General features: G+C 66.0%; 15 protein-coding genes and 2 riboswitches. Of the genes, 6 read left to right on the forward strand and 9 right to left on the reverse strand.

Going from position 1 to position 15,602, the window contains the following annotated elements:
* Nucleotides 1–67 precede the first annotated feature (67 nt).
* Nucleotides 68–187, reverse strand: a riboswitch (SAM riboswitch).
* 278 nt (nt 188–465) lie between these two features.
* Nucleotides 466–2,706, forward strand: a complete 2,241-nt coding sequence (locus AC4LGL_RS06980) for an NADP-dependent isocitrate dehydrogenase (RefSeq protein WP_491838081.1) — start codon at nt 466–468, stop codon at nt 2,704–2,706.
* 76 nt (nt 2,707–2,782) lie between these two features.
* Here the strand turns inward: AC4LGL_RS06980 and AC4LGL_RS06985 are convergent, their stop codons facing one another.
* Nucleotides 2,783–3,610, reverse strand: coding sequence for an epoxide hydrolase EphH (locus AC4LGL_RS06985; protein ID WP_491838082.1), 828 nt, complete (start codon nt 3,608–3,610; stop codon nt 2,783–2,785).
* A gap of 89 nt (nt 3,611–3,699) precedes the next feature.
* On the opposite strand from AC4LGL_RS06985, the gene AC4LGL_RS06990 reads away from it, so the two are divergent.
* Entirely contained in the window at nt 3,700–4,491 is a 792-nt protein-coding gene (locus AC4LGL_RS06990) for an exodeoxyribonuclease III (RefSeq protein WP_491839289.1), read from the forward strand.
* On the opposite strand, the gene AC4LGL_RS06995 is transcribed toward AC4LGL_RS06990, so the two are convergent.
* Nucleotides 4,482–5,099, reverse strand: coding sequence for a TIGR03086 family metal-binding protein (locus AC4LGL_RS06995; protein ID WP_491838083.1), 618 nt, complete (start codon nt 5,097–5,099; stop codon nt 4,482–4,484). The genes AC4LGL_RS06990 and AC4LGL_RS06995 overlap by 10 nt on opposite strands.
* 51 nt (nt 5,100–5,150) lie before the next feature.
* On the opposite strand from AC4LGL_RS06995, the gene AC4LGL_RS07000 reads away from it, so the two are divergent.
* Genes AC4LGL_RS07000 through yhjD form a run of 3 tightly spaced genes read left to right on the forward strand, consistent with a single transcriptional unit; the run spans nt 5,151 to nt 7,652 of the window.
* On the forward strand, nt 5,151–5,564 hold the full coding sequence (locus AC4LGL_RS07000) for a MarR family winged helix-turn-helix transcriptional regulator (RefSeq protein WP_491838084.1): 414 nt from the start codon (nt 5,151–5,153) through the stop codon (nt 5,562–5,564).
* Nucleotides 5,565–5,598: 34 nt separating this feature from the next.
* Nucleotides 5,599–6,615 carry a tryptophan--tRNA ligase gene (trpS, locus tag AC4LGL_RS07005; RefSeq protein WP_491838085.1) on the forward strand — a complete coding sequence of 339 codons (1,017 nt, stop codon included), beginning with the start codon at nt 5,599–5,601 and terminating at the stop codon, nt 6,613–6,615.
* A gap of 20 nt (nt 6,616–6,635) precedes the next feature.
* Entirely contained in the window at nt 6,636–7,652 is a 1,017-nt protein-coding gene (gene yhjD / locus AC4LGL_RS07010; protein ID WP_491838086.1) for an inner membrane protein YhjD, read from the forward strand.
* Nucleotides 7,653–7,882: 230 nt separating this feature from the next.
* On the opposite strand, the gene AC4LGL_RS07015 is transcribed toward yhjD, so the two are convergent.
* A complete protein-coding gene (locus tag AC4LGL_RS07015; protein ID WP_491838087.1) occupies nt 7,883–8,200 on the reverse strand; it encodes a DMT family transporter in 318 nt (105 codons plus the stop codon).
* A gap of 12 nt (nt 8,201–8,212) precedes the next feature.
* Nucleotides 8,213–8,277: riboswitch (guanidine-III (ykkC-III) riboswitch) on the reverse strand.
* 21 nt (nt 8,278–8,298) lie between these two features.
* Here AC4LGL_RS07015 and AC4LGL_RS07020 point away from each other — a divergent pair.
* The gene (locus AC4LGL_RS07020) at nt 8,299–9,156 is read left to right on the forward strand and encodes a nitronate monooxygenase (RefSeq protein ID WP_491838088.1); all 858 of its coding nucleotides are present in this window, start codon (nt 8,299–8,301) and stop codon (nt 9,154–9,156) included.
* Nucleotides 9,157–9,253: 97 nt separating this feature from the next.
* On the opposite strand, the gene AC4LGL_RS07025 is transcribed toward AC4LGL_RS07020, so the two are convergent.
* From AC4LGL_RS07025 to AC4LGL_RS07050, 6 genes are all read right to left on the reverse strand, one after another.
* A complete protein-coding gene (locus AC4LGL_RS07025) occupies nt 9,254–10,510 on the reverse strand; it encodes a glycosyltransferase (protein ID WP_491838089.1) in 1,257 nt (418 codons plus the stop codon).
* The gene (locus AC4LGL_RS07030) at nt 10,507–11,136 is read right to left on the reverse strand and encodes a TetR/AcrR family transcriptional regulator (RefSeq protein ID WP_491838090.1); all 630 of its coding nucleotides are present in this window, start codon (nt 11,134–11,136) and stop codon (nt 10,507–10,509) included. Before AC4LGL_RS07030 ends, AC4LGL_RS07025 begins: the two co-directional genes overlap by 4 nt.
* A gap of 125 nt (nt 11,137–11,261) precedes the next feature.
* On the reverse strand, nt 11,262–12,476 hold the full coding sequence (locus AC4LGL_RS07035) for a D-alanyl-D-alanine carboxypeptidase family protein (RefSeq protein ID WP_491838091.1): 1,215 nt from the start codon (nt 12,474–12,476) through the stop codon (nt 11,262–11,264).
* A gap of 114 nt (nt 12,477–12,590) precedes the next feature.
* Nucleotides 12,591–13,589, reverse strand: a complete 999-nt coding sequence (locus AC4LGL_RS07040) for an SMP-30/gluconolactonase/LRE family protein (RefSeq protein WP_491838092.1) — start codon at nt 13,587–13,589, stop codon at nt 12,591–12,593.
* An 89-nt stretch (nt 13,590–13,678) separates the two neighbouring features.
* A complete protein-coding gene (locus tag AC4LGL_RS07045) occupies nt 13,679–15,067 on the reverse strand; it encodes an aspartate aminotransferase family protein (protein ID WP_064936410.1) in 1,389 nt (462 codons plus the stop codon).
* Nucleotides 15,064–15,579 (reverse strand): Lrp/AsnC family transcriptional regulator, encoded by a 516-nt coding sequence (locus tag AC4LGL_RS07050; protein WP_463793300.1) that lies wholly within the window; start codon nt 15,577–15,579, stop codon nt 15,064–15,066. Before AC4LGL_RS07050 ends, AC4LGL_RS07045 begins: the two co-directional genes overlap by 4 nt.
* Nucleotides 15,580–15,602 lie beyond the last annotated feature (23 nt).

Here is a 15,602-nt window from a genome sequence, read left to right on the forward strand (position 1 = left end):
TCACGGACACATACATACGGGTGGCCTCCATCAGGTTTCCCTGTCTGTCTGGGGGCCCGTACCTTCGGACCCGCGCTTGCCTTGCAGCTGCTCACAGCTGCTCAACCTGGTCATCACCCGGGGCACCCCACCGCGGTTGGAGGGTTGCCGGCCAGCAAGCCGGGGCTTGATGCTGACACTCATGACCGGCCTGCAGCTTATCGCAACGCGCTGAGGCCGTGCCAGTCGGTTGTCCCGGGGTGTTTGCCCGTTCTGTGAAACGGGGGCTGAGGCACGTTCGGTCCGGCCGTCGCATAGAGGAGTTGGACGCCTGGACTTAGGCCAAAGTTACTGGTCAGTAATGAAAGCTGCTCCTTCGCGGCCGACCGCGCCCTTGTAGTCTGGCCCGCGATACAGAGCAGCGAATAACCGCGGGTGAGAACGAGTGATCCTCGTCGAACCCAGACTGACGCCGGGAGAGCAACCATGACTGCCCAGCAGCCGACCATCATCTACACGCTGACCGACGAGGCGCCGCTGCTTGCGACGTACTCCTTCTTGCCGATCATCCGCGCTTTTGCCGAGCCCGCCGGCATCGATGTCCAGACCAGTGACATTTCGGTGGCAGCTCGCATCCTGGCCGAGTTCAGCGATTACCTCACCGAGGACCAGCGCGTCCCGGACAACCTCGGCGAGCTGGGCCGTCTCACCCAGCTGCCCGAGACCAACATCATCAAGCTGCCCAACATCAGTGCCTCGGTCCCGCAGCTCGTGGCTGCCGTCAAGGAGCTGCAGGAGAAGGGCTACGCAATCCCGGACTACCCGGGTGATCCGAAGACCGACGAGGAGAAGGCCCTCAAGGACCGCTACTCCAAGATCCTCGGCAGCGCGGTGAACCCCGTTCTGCGCGAGGGCAACTCGGACCGCCGGGCGCCCAAGGCGGTCAAGGAGTACGCGCGCAAGCACCCGCACAGCATGGGCGAGTGGTCGCAGGCCTCCCGCACTCACGTGGCGACCATGAAGACCGGCGACTTTTACCACGGTGAAGAGTCGATGACGCTCGACAAGGCCCGCAACGTCCGCATGGAGCTGGAGACCACCGGGGGCGAGACCATCGTCTTGAAGCCCGAGGTGAAGCTCGACGAGGGCGACGTCATCGACAGCATGTACATGAGCAAGAAGGCGCTGATCGAGTTCTACGAGGAGCAGATCGAGGACGCCTACAAGACGGGCGTGATGTTCTCGCTGCACGTCAAGGCGACCATGATGAAGGTCAGCCACCCGATCGTCTTCGGCCACGCAGTGAAGGTCTTCTACAAGGACGCCTTTGCCAAGCACCAGAAGCTGTTCGACGAGCTCGGCGTCAACGTCAACAACGGTCTGTCGGATCTCTACAGCAAGATCGAGGCGCTGCCGGCCTCGCAGCGCGAAGAGATCGTCGAGGATCTGCACCGCTGCCACGAGCACCGCCCCGAGCTGGCCATGGTCGATTCGGCCAAGGGCATCTCGAACTTCCACTCGCCGTCCGACGTGATCGTCGACGCGTCGATGCCGGCGATGATCCGGCTCGGCGGCAAGATGTACGGCGCCGACGGCCGCACCAAGGACACCAAGGCGGTCAACCCGGAGTCGACCTTCTCCCGGATGTACCAAGAAGTGATCAACTTCTGTAAGACCCACGGTCAGTTCGATCCGACCACGATGGGCACCGTTCCCAACGTCGGCCTGATGGCGCAGAAGGCCGAGGAGTACGGCAGCCACGACAAGACCTTCGAGATCCCTCAGGCCGGGACCACCAAGATCGTCGACATCGATTCCGGTGAGGTCCTGCTGAGCCAGGAGGTCGAAGAGGGCGACATCTGGCGCATGCCGATCGTCAAGGACGCCCCGATCCGCGACTGGGTCAAGCTGGCCGTCAACCGGGCCCGGCTGTCCGGTATGCCTGCCGTGTTCTGGCTCGACGACGAGCGTCCGCACGAGAACGAGCTGCGCAAGAAGGTCAAGGCCTACCTCAAGGAGGAGGACACCGAGGGGCTGGAGATCACGATCCTGCCGCAGGTGTGGGCCATGCGCTACACCCTGGAGCGTCTGATCCGCGGCCAGGACACCATCTCGGTGACCGGCAACATCCTCCGCGACTACCTGACCGACCTGTTCCCGATCCTGGAGCTGGGCACCAGCGCCAAGATGCTCTCGATCGTGCCGCTGATGGCCGGTGGCGGGCTGTACGAGACCGGTGCCGGTGGTTCGGCGCCCAAGCACGTGCACCAGTTGGTGGAGGAGAACCACCTGCGCTGGGATTCGCTCGGCGAGTTCCTCGCGCTGGGTGCCAGCCTCGAGGACCTGGGCAACAAGCTGGACAACGAGAAGGCCAAGGTGCTGGCGCACGCGCTCGACACCGCGACCGGAGAGTTGTTGGACGAGAACAAGTCTCCGTCGCGCAAGACCGGAGAGCTCGACAACCGCGGCAGCCAGTTCTACCTCGCGCTCTACTGGGCGCAGGCACTGGCCGAGCAGACCGAGGACAAGGAGCTGGCCGAGCACTTCGCGCCGCTGGCCAAGTCGCTCGGCGAGCACGAGCAGGCCATCGTCGCCGAACTCAACGCGGCGCAGGGCAAGCCGGCCGACATCGGCGGCTACTACTACCCGGACGCCGAGAAGACCGCCGCGGTGATGCGTCCGAGCAAGACGCTCAACGACGCGCTGGCCGCTTTCGACAAGGCCTAGCTAGCAGGTCGGGCTCGGCGCGGCAGCATCCGCGCCGAGCCTGTGCTCAGCTCTCCGAGCCTGCGCGCATGGTCGACTACCCCGTCGCGCGTGTTTGGTCCATGTGCCGGTCGACGAATTCGGTGATCAGCCGGGTGATGGTGTCGGGTGCCTCGAACATCGGGACGTGCCCCACACCCTTCAGCGTGGTGACCACCGCGTCGGGCGCCAGGCTCTTGGTGAAGTGCCGGGTGAAGCGTGGCGCGGGCAGCACCCGGTCCTTCTCGCAGATCACGAGTTGGGTCGGGGTTCGCGAGTTCTTGATCTCCATCAGTCCCGCGGTGGTCAGTGCCTTGACCATGAGCTTGAAGTAGGCCGGGCAGTGTGCCAGATCGTCGATCAGATCGCGACGGTCGCTGTCGTTGAGCACCTCAGGGGTCGCACTCACGGCCAGATATGAGATCTGCTTCGTCATCGGGAGTTTGAGCAGCTGCTGACGCAACAGTGCAGTAGACAGCACGATCGGCAGGGCCGCCAGGAACTTGGCGATGATCTCGTACTTCGCCAGCGTGTGCATCGACCAGCCACCCGCGGGGGCGATGCCGGTCAGCGTGCGGGCCCGGCCGCGGCGTTCCAGCTCGAAGGCCACCCAGCCGCCGAGCGAGTTTCCGACGATGTGCGCGGTGCACCAGCCCAGTTCGTCGAGGCGGCGTTCGACGTCGTCGGCCAGTGTCGCGACGTCGAGGAGCAGCGGCGCGTGTGCGCCGCCATGGTGGCCGGCCATGGTGGGTGCGAACACCTCGTAGCGCCCGGTCTGTGCGAGTTGCGGCGCGACGTACTTCCACACGCTCTGCGACAGCAGGAAGGGGTGCAGCAACAGAATTGGTTCGCCCGATCCCAGGTGGATGGGAGCACGTTCAGCCATGTCGCCCGACATTAAGGTGATACCGCCGGTACCGCAAGGGGCTGTCGGTGTGGGTCGGTAGGGTCGGGGCCGTGGCATCTCCGGGACCCCTGACCGTCAGCACCATCAACGTCAACGGCATCCGCGCCGCGGTCAAGCAGCGGTCCACCGACAACCTCGGCCTGCTGCCCTGGCTCAAGGAGACCGACGCCGATGTGGTGTGTCTGCAGGAGACTAGGGCCGACGACGAGCAGCTCAACGATGCCCTGACCCCGGCACTGGCCGACGGGTGGAATCTGGCCTCGGCCGTCCCGCATGTCAAGGGCCGCAACGGCGTTGCGGTGTTGTCCCGACACCCCATCGAGGCTGCGCGACTGCTGGTGTCCGACGAGTTCGAGGCTCACGGCCGCTACCTCGAGGTGGACACCGCGGGAGTCACGGTCGCCAGCATCTACGTGCCGACCGGCGAGGCCGAGACGGACCGTCAGCTGGAGAAGGAACGGTTCATGGCCACGATCGCGGCCCGGATGGCCGAGCTGCAGGCCACCGACGCGGTGCTCTGCGGTGACTGGAACATCGCACACACCGAGAACGACATCAAGAACTGGAAGGGCAACGTCAAGAAGGCCGGCTTCCTGCCCAGCGAGCGGGCCTGGCTCACTGAGCTTCTGGGCACCGGCTGGGTGGACGTCGTGCGGGTGCTGCATCCCGATGTGGCCGGGCCCTACAGCTGGTGGTCGTGGCGCGGCAAGGCTTTCGACAACGACGCCGGTTGGCGCATCGACTATCACCTGGCCAGCCCGACCCTGGCGGTCCGGGCAACGTCGGCGCGGGTGGACCGGGCCGAGCTGTACGCGCTGCGGTGGTCGGATCACTCACCGGTGACGGTCAGCTACGGCTGACGCCAGTTCGGCCTGCGGCCGAGATGCAGCAGGATCTTCTCGAATTCCGTTGTGGCCGTGGCATCGACCGCCCGGTCGAACGGTGACGCCGCACTGTCACGCAAGTCTCCGTCGGGAATCCCCATGACCAGCGGAAGCAGGGCAGTGACCGCGTCGTCGGGCAGTTGGTACGGCACACCCATCGAAGCTGCGACATCCCACCCGTGGACGGCGTAGTCGACGAAGTGGAATCCGATCGCCAACGCGCCGGGGAATGTCGCATCCGGTCCGAACTCGGGCAAGGCGAACGTCGCCTCGGTGATTCCGTCGGCCGCGAACGCGTCGAGCACATCGTGGGCGGCAGCAGCATAGGTGCCGACCGGGTCGGCGCGGACGGCGTCGGCCACCGTCGCCACCTGCCATACCGCTTCGTCGGCGCCATTTCCGCGCGCGGCCGCGGCGAACCCGTGGTGCTGCACGGTCATGTGCGCCAGGAGGTCCGCCAACGTCCACTCCGTGCACGGCGTGGGGCGGTTCAGGTCGGAGGTGCGGACCGCGTCGACGGCTTCGACGGAGCGCAGCACGGCGACGCGATGGAAGGTGCGGAGGCCGGTTTCAATAGTAGGCATAAGCATACGATAAGCCTGAGCTTACGATATTGCAACGCCTACCATGAGCGGATGTCGAAGCGCCCGGATCTGGCGGCCATGCTTGCCCCGTTGATGCGGGACCTGATGGCCGCCGAGCAGCCGGTACTCGACGCCCACGGGCTGACAATGTGGGGCTACGTCGTCCTGCTCGCGCTCGACCGGTCGTCGGTGCGAACGCAGGCGGCGCTGGCCGAGGCGATCGGCGCGGACAAGACCCGCATCATCCGCACCCTCGATGACCTGCAACAGCAGGGCTTCATCGAGCGCGAGGCCGACCCCGACGATCGGCGGGTCCGGCTGTTGGGCATCACCGAAGCGGGCCGTGCGGTCAAGGATGCGGCCCAGCGGGAGATCCAGCGCGGGGAGGAGCGTTGGCTCGGCGAGCTGTCGGCAGACGAGCGTGCGGTGTTCTTGCGGGTCCTGCAGCGGCTGACCCCCGAATAATCCGGATGACGCCAGTGCGAAAATCAACAGCATCATGAGTAGCGGAAGCAAACAGGTCGTATTCTCGGGCGCTCAGCCCACGTCGGACTCCCTGCACCTCGGTAATGCCCTGGGCGCCGTCACGCACTGGGCGCAGCTACAGGACGGGTACGAGGCGTTCTTCTGCGTCGTCGACCAGCACGCCATCACCGTGCCGCAGGATCCCGAGACCCTGCGCCGGCGCACGCTGGTGACCGCCGCGCAGTACCTGGCGCTGGGTATCGATCCGGCGCGCAGCACCGTGTTCGTCCAGAGCCACGTGCCCGAGCACAGTCAATTGGCTTGGGTGCTGGGATGTTTCGCCGGCTTCGGCCAGGCATCGCGGATGACACAGTTCAAGGACAAGTCGCAGAAGCAGGGTGCGGACGCCACCACCGTGGGCCTGTTCACCTATCCGGTGCTGATGGCCGCCGACGTGCTGCTCTACGACACCGACCTGGTCCCGGTCGGGGAAGACCAGCGTCAGCACCTGGAGCTGGCCCGCGACCTGGCGCAGCGGTTCAACGCCCGGTTCCCCGACACGTTCGTGGTGCCCGAGGCCATGATTCCCAAGGCGACGGCCAAGATCTACGACCTGCAGGATCCGTCGTCGAAAATGAGCAAGTCTGCGGCGTCCGATGCCGGGCTGATCAGCCTGCTCGACGACCCGAAGGCCACAGCCAAGAAGATCCGCTCCGCGGTGACCGACAGTGAGCGTGAGATCCGGTTCGATCCGGAGGCCAAGCCCGGCATCTCGAACCTGCTGACCATCCAGTCCGCGGTGACCGGCACCGACGTCGACAAGTTGGTCGAGGGCTACGCGGGCCGCGGCTACGGCGATCTCAAGAAGGAGACCGCCGAGGCCGTGGTGGAGTTCGTCACGCCGATCAAGACACGCGTGGACGAATTATTGGCTGACACCGCAGAACTGCAGGCTGTGCTGGCCGCCGGCGCGGAACATTCCCGGGAGGTCGCGGGGAAGACCCTCGCCCGGGTTTACGACAGGATAGGGTTTCTCCAGCAAACGCCATAAGCGCCAGGGAGGGGTCGGCGGTGGACGAGCCTGAGAAGCCGGGGCTACTGGCCCGAGTGCGTGCGCGCTTTCCATGGTTCGACCACGTGATGCGGGCGCAGGAGCGCTATAACGACTGCAACGGCAACTTCTACGCCGCTGGCATCACCTATTTCACGATCTTCGCCCTGTTCCCGCTACTGATGGTCGGGTTCGCCGCCGGTGGCTTCCTGCTGTCGCGCCGTCCGGATCTGCTCGAAGAAATCGAGCACCGGATCCGTGAGGCGGTATCCGGTGACCTCGGCCAGCAACTGGTTACCCTGATGGATTCGGCCATTGCCTCGCGCGGCACGGTCGGCGTGATCGGCCTCGCAACCGCGGCGTGGGCCGGCCTGGGCTGGATGGCGAACCTGCGCGAGGCTTTGAGCCAGATGTGGGAGCAACACGCCGAATCCAGCTTCGTCGGTAACAAGCTGTCGGATCTGCTCGCCCTGGTGTCGGCGTTCCTGGCGATGGTGGTCACCATCGGGCTGACCGTGCTTGGGGACCCCTCCTTGATGCGGAAGATATTGCGCTGGATCGGCCTTCACGACGGCGCCATACTCGGCGGCGGGCTACGCGTCATCTCGATCGCGGTGTCGGTCTCGATCTCGTGGCTGCTGTTCACCTGGATCATCTCCCGGTTGCCGCGCGAACCGGTGCCGTTCCGCCGGTCGATCCGGGCCGGCCTCTTGGCCGCCGTGGGTTTCGAGATCTTCAAGCAGGTGGCGTCGATCTATCTGCAGTCCGTGCTGAACGGCCCGGCGGGGGCGACGTTCGGGCCGGTGCTGGGTTTGATGGTGTTCGCCTACGTCACCGCGCGGCTCATCCTGTTCGCGACGGCCTGGGCGGCGACGTCCACGGAGAGCCTGGCCGAGGCGCCGGTGCCACCACCGGACCCCGCGAAGATCGTCACCCGGGTGCAGGTCCACGAGGGGATCGGGGTGTCCGGCGCGCTGGCCGCCGCTGCCATGGGAGCCATTGGCGCGCTCGGGCTTTCGCGCTTACTGCGCAGGTAGTGGCTGAGGGTCTGCGGCTGTGGCTGCGGCCGTGGCTGTGGCTGTCTGCGGCGGTGGCCGGTTTGTCACGCTGGAGTGGCTGTCGAACGCGGCTGCCACTCCAGCGTGACACTCGCGCGTGAAGCGTCGCATCGGCTCTATCGCGGGCAACCGACTGTCACGCCAGTGCAGCTCGCGACGCCGAGAGCCACGCTGGCGTGACACAGTCGGCGCCGGCGGGAAAAAGCTAGCTAGTGGCTGACGGCCTTGAGGCCCACGATGCAGCCGACGACACCGAGCATCAGCAGCACCTTGATCACCGATGCGGATTCCGCGCCGGTGATCATCGCGAAGCCGACGGTGAGCACCGCGCCGATGCCGACCCAGATCGCATAGCTGGTGCCGGGCGGCAGGCTACGCATCGCGATGGCCAGTCCGATCATCGAGAACACAAGCGCCACACCGAAAATCACTGACGGAACCAGACGGGTGAAACCGTCGGTCTTGCTCAGGGCGGTCGCCCAGACTGCTTCCAGGACACCTGAGACGACGAGAATCAGCCAAGCCATGGCACACCTCCAAACACCCCGTCTTGTCGCTGGCCGGGTACGGGTGGCCTCGTCCGGTGCCATGTGCTGGCAGTTGCCATTGTAACAACGACGTAACATTGCGGGCTGTGAGCTTGGCAACCACATGGTCGCAGTCGATCGGCATCGACGTCCCTATCGTCAACGCGCCGATGGGTGGTGCGGCCGGAGGCCGGCTGGCCGCCGCGGTCTCGGCTGCCGGAGGCCTCGGCATGGTCGGCATGGGCAGTTCGGCGACGGCGGAGCAACTGACCGCTGAATTGACACAACTCGATGGACAGCGATTCGGAATTGGCCTGGTGCACTGGGTCGTTCACGATCGGCCGGATCTCTTCGACGTCGCGCTGGCGGCTCAGCCGGCGTTGTTGAGCGTGAGCTTCGGTGAGGACTGGGACTGGGTCCGTCGGGCGCATGATGCGGGCCTGACGGTGACGACCCAGGTGGCGACGGTCGATGCGGCCCGGCGGGCAGTCGACGCCGGTGTCGACGTGGTGGTGGCGCGGGGCGCCGAGGGCGGCGGTCACGGTGAGCCGACGGTCGGGACGCTGCCGCTGTTGGCCGAGGTGCTCGACGTGGTCGACGTACCGGTGCTGGCTGCCGGTGGGATCTCGTCGCCGCGGGCCGTGGCCGCGGTGTTGGCGGCCGGGGCGGGCGCGGCCTGGGTCGGCACGGCGTTCGCCGCCTGTGTGGAGGCGTTGACCCCGGTCCCGGCGCGTGAGGCGCTGCTGACCGCAGCGGGTGACGCCACCGAGCTCACCAGCGAGTACGACATCGCCGCCGGATATCGCTGGCCGGCAAGTATTCCCGAACGGGTGCTGCGTGGGTCCCCGGTCAACGCGGGGCAGGGCGTCGGGGAGGTTCGACGCTCGGTGAGCGCGGCTGAAATCGTGGCGTCGCTGTCCGACGGTGCCGAGCAGCTACTGCGACGTTGGCGATGATGGGCCTGCCAAACCGCCGAGAGCGGCGGCGGATTGGCAGGCCCGGGGTGTATTTAACACGTGTGGCAATTATGTGTCAGCCGAATGGGAGATTTCCTCAGCGGTAGCTGAGTGCCCGCTCCACTGTCGACACCACCTTTCCCGCGCCATCCTCGGTACTGATGCGCGTCGCGAGACTGTTGGCGCTGTCTCGAAATATGTTGTTCGACAGCGCCGTTCGTATTGCGGCGCCGAGCCCGCCGGGGCTCAGGCGATTCTGCCGGAGAGGCGGCGGGCTGACTCCGAGTTCGAAAAGGTGTCGCGCCCAGAACGGTTGGTCTCCGAAGCCGGCAGGTACAGCAATCGTCGGTACGCCTGCCCGTAGCCCCGCAGCTGTGGTGCCCGCGCCGCAGTGGTGTACGACCGCGGACGCCCGTGGGAACAACCAATCGTGCGGCACATCGCCGACCACGAGCACGTCGTCCCCGTAGGCATGTAGGCCCGACCAACCGGCCTGGATCACTGCCCGCGCGCCCGCGATGCGAACGGCCTGCGTGACTACGGCCGACATCTTCTCAGCCGCGTCGCGGCTGTTGACGGTACTGCCGAAACCGATGACAACCGGTGGTGGGCCGGCGTCGAGGAACTTCACCAGTTCGGGGGGTGCTTCCCACCCGGAAGGGCGGGCCGGCCACCAGTAGCCGACGACGTCGATCCCGGTTCTCCAGTCCGAGGGTCGGGGCAGCACCGCGGAGGAGTAGCCGTACAGGATGGGCCAGCTCGCATCGGTGCGTTGCTGCCGCAGCAGCCCGGCGGCGCGCCTCGGCAGACCGAGCTGCTCGCGAAAGTGATTGGTAGTCCTGCCGTACAGGCCGTCGATCAGCGTTTCGCCGATCCGCGCCGCCGACCGGTTTCCGTATCGCCCGGCGGTCCCTGCTCCCAGCAATGCCGGCGGGTAGTCCGCAGTCGCCGACATGGGCTGCATCCGCACGCCGATGCTGGGGATGGCGAGCGCCTCGGCCAGCGGATGGCCGACCAGTTCGGCGAACGGTGACAGCAGCAGGGCATCGAGTCGCTCGTCACCCACGGCGGCCAGCACATCGTTGCCCAACGTCCGCATTCCGCGTGGGGAGAAGAACGCTGCCATGGCTTGTGCGGCCTGGCGTGCCGATACGTCCGACAGCTCGGCGGTGTCGTCGCCGAGGCCGTCGTCGAGTCCGCGGAACTCCAGCCCGCATCCGGTCACCAGATCGGCGAATGCCTGAAACGCCACCACGATCACGCGGTGACCGGCTTGCCGCAGCCGTACCCCGACCCCGGTCAGCGGGGCGACATCACCGCGACTGCCGATGGCGATGATGGCGATCGTGGTCATGGTGCGGTGGCCTTCTCGAAGATCTCCACGATCGCTTCGCCGTGGCCGACGACGTCGTACTCGGGATCTCGGGCGTACTCCTGTGCGGCGCTGTCCAGCGCGCCGCGCAGGATGTTCTTCATGAGCAGCGGTGACAGATCGCGGAATTCACCGTTGCTCACACCTTCGGTGAAGATGGTCAGCGGGTCGAGGGCGGCCATTTCTCCGGCTGGCGGATGTTCCTGCACCGCCTTGGCGGCGGCTTGGTCAACCCGTAGCCCGTCCGCGTCGCGGTAACCGGAGATGAGCTCGAGCATGGCCACGGCCGCCGACCGGTTGGCCGCGACGAATGTGACGTTGGCCCGGATGTAGGCGGACAGCTTTGCCGCCGCGGTGGTTTCGGCGTTGACGGCGGGCACGATCACCGCGGCCCCGCGAGTGAAGATCTCGGTGAAGACTGCCTCGACCACTTCAGACTTGCTGGTGAAGTGGTACAGGACAGCGCTTTTCGCGATACCGATGTGTTCGGCAATGCGCGCCAGGGATGCCTGTGGATAGCCCCGTTCGGCAATCACTTCCAAGGCACCGTCGACGATCTGCCGCCGCCGGGCTTGTTCGGTGAACGTTTTCGTGCCTTCAGACCGCATGGTCTGAGATTAGACCGATCGGTCAGAACCTGGCAAGGGTACGACGAAAAGACGTCGCCGTACCCGAGAACTGCAGTTCCGGGTACCGCGACGTCTGCTGGCGGAAGACTGATCCGCGAAAGGGATTAACGAATGGTGCGGCGGTTCAGCGACCGCGCGCCCATCATGAGCATGAACACCACCAACACTCCGACGATCCCGACGCCGATCCGCACGGGCAGGGCATCTGCCGGAGGCAGAACCGAAGCCGCCTGCGCTGCGGCCGCTGGGTCAGCCTTGGGGGTGGTCAGGGACGGATCGGGGTCGACGAGGGTCCCGACCTTGGTTCCCGGGGGAGTGGCGAACCCGTAGTCGAGCAGGTGTGCGGCCTGTTCCCATGGCGCGATCGGGACCCGGGTGCCCTTCATCAAGATGGCCACCAGGCGGCGGCCGTCACGATTGGCGGCGCCCACGAAGGTCTGCCCCGCATCATCGGTGTATCCGGTCTTGCCGCCCATCGCGCCCGGGTAGTTGTAGAGCAGCTTGTTGTCGTTCTCCACCGGATAGGACGGATTGCCGTCTCTGCCCGGGAAGTCGTAGGTCTGGGTGGCGACGATGTCAGCGAATGCCGGGTTCTCCCAGGCGTAGCGGTAGAACAGGGCGATGTCGTAGGCCGAGGTGCTCATACCTGGGCCGTCCAGGCCAGAAGGAGTGGCCGCACGGGTATCGCGTCCGCCGAGCTTGCCGGCCAGGATGTTCAGTTTCTGTAGCGCGGGGTCCATGCCGCCCAGCTGAACCGCCAGGGCATGTGCGGCATCGTTGCCGGAGTGCATCAGCAGACCGTGCAGCAGGTCGTTGATCGTGTACTGACCGCCGGGACCGACGCCGACCCGGGTGCCCTCGGAGTTGGCGTCGTCCTGAGTGCCGGCAACCAACTTGTTGAGGTTGAGTTCGTTGAGCGCAGCGGTGGCCACCAGCACCTTGATGATGCTGGCCGGACGGTGGCGGCCGTGCGGGTCGCGGGCAGCGATGATGTCGCCGCTGTCGAGATCGGCGACCACCCAGGCCTCGGCGGAGACATCGTTGGGCAGTGGCGGAGTGTTTGCGGCGGTGATCACTCCACAACCTGAAAGCGCCTCACCGCCAACCGTCTTGGCGGGCACGGGCAGTGGTCCCGGTGCGACCTCGCCCGGCTTGGGCACTTCGGAGGCGTCAACCGCTGGAGGAGTGGTCACCTTGTACGGGCATTCGGGCGCCGGGTCAGCATTGGCCGCGCCGGCCGTCATCAGGGGTGCCGTCAGCATCGCCAGTGCCGCAAACGCGGACACCGCGCGCTGGGTAGTCCTCCGCAAGGTCGCCATCGTGTCCGAAGATTAGGTGATCGGCACCAAATTTCCCGTTTGCCACGCTGTGACGTGTGTGGTTTGTGTGACGATTGTGATCGAAGTGGAATCGCGGCGACGGGCGCCCGGTGCTCACCCCAGATCGCGAAGCTCGGCGTAGGCGAGCGCCGGGAAGGCGATGGTGGACATCCACAACCTGCCTGCGGATTCGACGAGCCCGGTGACCGTACCGAAATCTGGCCGGGTGGTGCGCAGCCCGGCGAGCACCTCGCCGGAGTCGGCGTCGAAGGCCAGTGCCCACACTTGCGGGCGGATCTTGGGTTGGATTCGGTCAGGTAACTGCCACAGTAGTTTTCGGATCATCGGCGCACGCGGCGCGAGCGCTTCCGCCGCAGCATTGGGCGGGGACACCATCGCAACCCAGATCCGGCCATCGGCGCCGGTGGAGATGTTGTCCGGATAGCCGGGCAGGTGCACTGCCAGCGGCGTCACGGTCCCGGCCCGCGGCCCGTTCAGCCAGTACTTCGACAGCCGCCGGCCCTGAGTTTCGGCGAACACCAACGCCGATTCGTCGGCGGTGGTGGTCACGCCGTTGGCGAAGTACAGGCCGTCCAACAAGGTGGTGACGGAGCCGTCGGTGCTCAGCCGGAACAGGCTGCCGCGACCACGGGCCTCCATGATGGCGCCGGCGAAATGCTCGAAATGGAACTGACTGGTCGACTCGGTGAAATAGATTGTGCCGTCTGCAGTCTCGGTCACATTCGAGCAGAATTTCAGGGGCCGGCCGGCCACGGACTCCACGAGCGTCGACAACACTCCGGTGGAAGGATCCAGAGCCAGCAGCCCCCGGTGACTGTCGCAGATCAACACGCGGCCGTCGCGGGCGACGTGCAGGCCCAACGGGCGTCCGCCGGTGTCGGACACCACCGTTGCGGCTCCGTCGGGCGACACCCGCACGATGCGCCCATCGACCAGCCCGGTCCACAGGTGCCCGGAGGTATCGACCACGACATCCTCAGGTCCTTCGCCAGGCAGCGGGACGATGGTCAGTTCGGCCGGCCCGTATTCGGGCAGCGGGGCGATCGGTGGCGGTGTCCAACGGACCGGGTCGATGGCTGGCTTGCGAGGCACGCTGCCAGTCTGCCGCCGAAACGGCATTCCGGCAGGGAGTTACTCGAACTTGTTCTGCTGGAATGCCGTTTCGCGCAAAAGAAGCCGAGTTACAACAGCTTTCCGGCCTCGGTCAGCACGCCGTGCAGGATCTCGTAGATCGCGTCGAACTCGGCCTGCCCGCTGATCAGCGGCGGGGCCAGTTGGATCACTGGGTCGCCACGGTCGTCGGCGCGGCAGTACAGTCCGGCTTCCCACAGTGCCGGGGTCAGGAACCCGCGCAGCAGGCGCTCGGACTCCTCGTCGTTGAACGTCTCCTTGGTGGCTTTGTCCTTGACGAGTTCGATGCCGTAGAAGAAGCCCTCGCCGCGGACGTCGCCGACGATCGGCAGGTCGTAGAGCTTCTCCAGGGTGGCCCGGAACGCCGGGGCGGCTTGCTTGACGTGGTCGTTGATGCCCTCGCGCTCGAAGATGTCGAGGTTGGCCATGGCGACCGCGGCTGAAACCGGGTGCCCGCCAAAGGTATAGCCGTGGCCGAAGACAGTCTTGCCGTCGTTGAACGGTTCGAACAACCTGTCGCTGGCCACCATGGCGCCCAGTGGCGAGTAGCCCGAGGTCAGGCCCTTGGCGCTGGTGATGATGTCGGGCACGTAGCCCAGGTCGTCGCAGGCGAACATCGACCCGATGCGACCGTAAGCGCAGATCACCTCGTCGGACACCAGCAGCACGTCGTACTGATCGCAGATCTCGCGCACCCGCTCGAAGTAGCCGGGCGGGGGAGGGAAGCAACCGCCCGCGTTCTGCACCGGCTCGAGGAACACCGCGGCCACGGTCTCGGGGCCCTCGAACTCGATGGCCTCGGCGATCCGGTCGGCGCAGTAGCGACCGAAAGCCTTTTCGTCGTGCGCATATTCGGCAGGTGCCCGGTAGAAGTTGGTGTTCGGTGCGCGGAAGCCGCCGGGGGTCAGCGGCTCGAACGGCGCCTTGAACGCCGGGATGCCGGTGATCGCCAGCGCGCCCTGCGGGGTGCCGTGGTACGCGATCGCACGCGAAACCACCTTGTGCTTACCGGGTTTTCCGGTCAGCTTGAAGTACTGCTTGGCCAGTTTCCAGGCGCTCTCGACGGCTTCGCCGCCTCCGGTGGTGAAGAAGACCCGGTTCAGGTCGCCGGGGGCGTAGTTGGCGACGCGTTCGGCCAGTTCGATGGCCGGCGGCGTGGCGTAGGACCACAGCGGGAAGAAGGACAGTTTCTCGGCTTGCTTGGCGGCGGCCTCGGCAAGTTCCTTGCGGCCGTGGCCGACCTGGACGACGAAAAGGCCGGACAAGCCGTCGATGTAGCTCTTGCCCTTGTCGTCGAAGATCCGGACACCCTCGCCGCGGGTGATGATGGGCGGTGTGATGCCTTCGCCGTGTCGGGCGAAGTGTCCCCATAGATGGCGGTTGGCCTTGGCGGCCAGATCTGTGGTGGAGGTGGTTGGTGCGTGTTCTGCGATAGTCATCGCGTTCCCCAATTGTATTGCTGTTTGACGAGTTTCAGGTAAACAAGGGTTTCGGTGGTTATCACTCCCGGCAGCGAGCGGATCTGGGTGTTGAGAAGTTCGAGCAGGCTGTCGTCGTCTTCGCAGACCACTTCGCAGATGGCGTCGAAGGATCCGGCGGTCAGTACCACGTAGTCGACGGCGTCGATGGCGGACAGTTTCTCGGCCAGCTTGAGGGTGTCGCCGGTGCACCGGATGCCGATCATCGCCTGGCGTGCGAACCCGAGTTGCAGCGGATCGGTGACCGCGACGATCTGCATGACACCCGCGTCGACCATGCGTTGCACGCGTTGGCGCACCGCGGCTTCGGACAGGCCCACGGCCTTACCGATCCCGGCATACGAACGGCGGCCGTCGGCCTGCAGCTTCTCGATGATCGCCTTCGACAGGTCGTCGAGTTGAAAGGCGGTGCGAGAATTGTTGTTCACCCGCAGCTGGACGGGCTGAAGGTCGTCACCCTCAGGGTTGCTCATGACTCTGATTGTGCACGGAATCC

This window comes from Mycolicibacterium arcueilense (assembly GCF_058536225.1).

What these genes read in the sequence shown, in the direction of transcription:
- AC4LGL_RS07030 (WP_491838090.1), bottom strand. Translation starts at nt 11,136, where the DNA reads ATGCGGTCTGAAGGCACGAAAACGTTCACCGAACAAGCCCGGCGGCGG.
- AC4LGL_RS07045 (WP_064936410.1), bottom strand. Translation starts at nt 15,067, where the DNA reads ATGACTATCGCAGAACACGCACCAACCACCTCCACCACAGATCTGGCC.
- AC4LGL_RS07025 (WP_491838089.1), bottom strand. Translation starts at nt 10,510, where the DNA reads ATGACCACGATCGCCATCATCGCCATCGGCAGTCGCGGTGATGTCGCC.
- AC4LGL_RS07015 (WP_491838087.1), bottom strand. Translation starts at nt 8,200, where the DNA reads ATGGCTTGGCTGATTCTCGTCGTCTCAGGTGTCCTGGAAGCAGTCTGG.
- AC4LGL_RS07050 (WP_463793300.1), bottom strand. Translation starts at nt 15,579, where the DNA reads ATGAGCAACCCTGAGGGTGACGACCTTCAGCCCGTCCAGCTGCGGGTG.
- AC4LGL_RS06980 (WP_491838081.1), top strand. Translation starts at nt 466, where the DNA reads ATGACTGCCCAGCAGCCGACCATCATCTACACGCTGACCGACGAGGCG.
- AC4LGL_RS06995 (WP_491838083.1), bottom strand. Translation starts at nt 5,099, where the DNA reads ATGCCTACTATTGAAACCGGCCTCCGCACCTTCCATCGCGTCGCCGTG.
- trpS (WP_491838085.1), top strand. Translation starts at nt 5,599, where the DNA reads ATGAGTAGCGGAAGCAAACAGGTCGTATTCTCGGGCGCTCAGCCCACG.
- AC4LGL_RS07000 (WP_491838084.1), top strand. Translation starts at nt 5,151, where the DNA reads ATGTCGAAGCGCCCGGATCTGGCGGCCATGCTTGCCCCGTTGATGCGG.
- AC4LGL_RS07035 (WP_491838091.1), bottom strand. Translation starts at nt 12,476, where the DNA reads ATGGCGACCTTGCGGAGGACTACCCAGCGCGCGGTGTCCGCGTTTGCG.
- AC4LGL_RS06985 (WP_491838082.1), bottom strand. Translation starts at nt 3,610, where the DNA reads ATGGCTGAACGTGCTCCCATCCACCTGGGATCGGGCGAACCAATTCTG.